We start from the raw sequence: 1,936 nt of genomic DNA on the forward strand, positions 1-1,936 counted from the left end.
GTCTTTGGACGAACGGAAACGTCCGGCAGTGGTGACGCCTCATGTGGGCGAAATGAGCAGACTCTGTCATGCAGAAAAAAAAGATGTTCTGGATAACCTATTTCAAACAGCGTGTACTTATGCATCCGTACATGGAGTAATCTGTGTGCTGAAGGATGCCAGGACAATTGTAACAGACGGGCAGGAAATCTATGTAAACCAAAGTGGAAACAGCGGAATGGCGGTAGGTGGTTCCGGAGATGTACTTACGGGAATTATTGCAGGCTTAATGGCTCAGAAGATGCCGGAAACACAGGCGGCCAGACTTGGAGTGTATCTCCATGGTCTGGCAGGTGATGCCGCGCGGGATAAATGTGGAAGCTATGCCATGCTTGCGACCGATATTATCAAAGGCTTGCAGGAAATACTGATCAGAGGAGAAAAGGAACATGCAGAAATATAGCAGGGTCTGTGCTGTCATAAGCTTGGATGCCGTGGAAGAAAATTTCAGAAACATGAGGGCGAATACGAATCCCAAAGCCAAAATGATTGCAGTGGTAAAAGCCGACGGATACGGACACGGCGCCGTGCCGGTGGCAAAGCTTGTGGAAGATTACGATTATATCTGGGGATTTGCTGTTGCTACTGCGGAAGAGGCTCAGATTCTCAGGAAAAATGAAATCCAAAAGCCAATCTTGATTCTGGGATACACATTTGAAGAACATTTTGAGATGCTGGTAAGGCTTGATATACGTCCTGTAGTATTTAAATGGGATACTGCAAAAGCGCTGTCAGAAGAAGCAGGCAGGCAGGGAAAGACAGTTACGGTTCATCTTGGATTGGATACCGGGATGAGCAGAATTGGATTTACAGACACAAAAGAGAGTATAGAAGTGATCCTGGAAATTGCAAAATTACCAAACCTTAAGATAGAAGGGCTGTTTACCCACTTCGCCAGATCGGATGAAGCAGATAAGACCAGTGCCTGGGGGCAGTTAGCCCGCTATCAGGACTTTTTAGAGAAATTATCTGCAGCAGGTATCCGGATACCCCTGAAACATTGCAGCAACAGTGCAGGGATTATCGATCTTCCGGAAGCGAATATGGATGCAGTGCGTCCGGGTATCAGTATTTACGGAATATATCCTTCTTCAGAAGTAAAGAAGGAAAAGGTTCCGCTTAAACCTGTAATGCAGCTCAAGAGCCATATTGTTTACATAAAGGAATTAGAAGCAGGAATTCCTGTCAGTTATGGTGGTACCTTTGTAACAGAGAAGAAAACAAAGGTAGCCACGATTCCGGTGGGATATGGAGATGGTTATCCCCGCAGCCTGTCAGGGAAGGGATGGGTTTTGATCCATGGGAAAAAGGCGCCGATTTTGGGGAGAGTCTGCATGGATCAGTTTATGGTGGATATCAGTGATATTGATGAAGCAAGGGAATTGGATGAAGTTACGCTTTTTGGGGAGAGCGAGGGGGCAATCCTGCCGGTAGAAGATTTAAGCAGTATTTGCGGACGTTTTCCGTACGAATTTGTCTGTGATATTGGAAAACGGATACCCAGGATTTATGTCCACAAAGGGGAGATTGTGTTGACAAGGGACTATTTTGACGAATAATGCCCGGTAAGTTACGTACTCTGCAGCAGGCTGCGGAGTATCTGATCCCTGCCGCAGAAGTCAGATGTACATGGAATAGTACGAATATTCTGTGTGCATGACGCAATTTATTGTGTGCGTTGTACATTGCAGCAGGAATAAGACACAAAAATGCATACTCATGAAGAATATGGAAATACTAGAGTTAATCTTTAATTAACCATAACGTATGAATCGGAGTGTGAAATGTGTGATTATTAAACGCGGAGATATTTTTTATGCGGACCTGCGGCCGGTAATAGGGTCCGAACAAGGGGGAATACGGCCTGTTCTGATCATTCAGAACGATATTGGAAATA

General features: G+C 45.1%; 3 protein-coding genes. All 3 read left to right on the forward strand.

Annotated elements, in window-relative coordinates; all coding sequences use genetic code 11:
- The coding region (locus tag ACH2DQ_RS27820; RefSeq protein WP_395028724.1) for an NAD(P)H-hydrate dehydratase at window positions 1-442 on the forward strand (442 nt) is incomplete at its 5' end.
- Window positions 429-1,598 carry an alanine racemase gene (gene alr / locus ACH2DQ_RS27825; protein ID WP_394915336.1) on the forward strand — a complete coding sequence of 390 codons (1,170 nt, stop codon included), beginning with the start codon at window positions 429-431 and terminating at the stop codon, window positions 1,596-1,598. The genes ACH2DQ_RS27820 and alr, both read left to right, overlap by 14 nt.
- 208 nt (window positions 1,599-1,806) lie before the next feature.
- A partial coding sequence (locus tag ACH2DQ_RS27830) for a type II toxin-antitoxin system PemK/MazF family toxin (RefSeq protein WP_395028725.1) occupies window positions 1,807-1,936 on the forward strand: 130 nt, incomplete at its 3' end.

This window comes from Robinsoniella sp., from assembly GCF_034124845.1.

Bases quoted from the DNA above. Each gene is read 5' to 3' on its own strand.
- alr (WP_394915336.1), top strand. From the start codon at position 429: ATGCAGAAATATAGCAGGGTCTGTGCTGTCATAAGCTTGGATGCCGTG.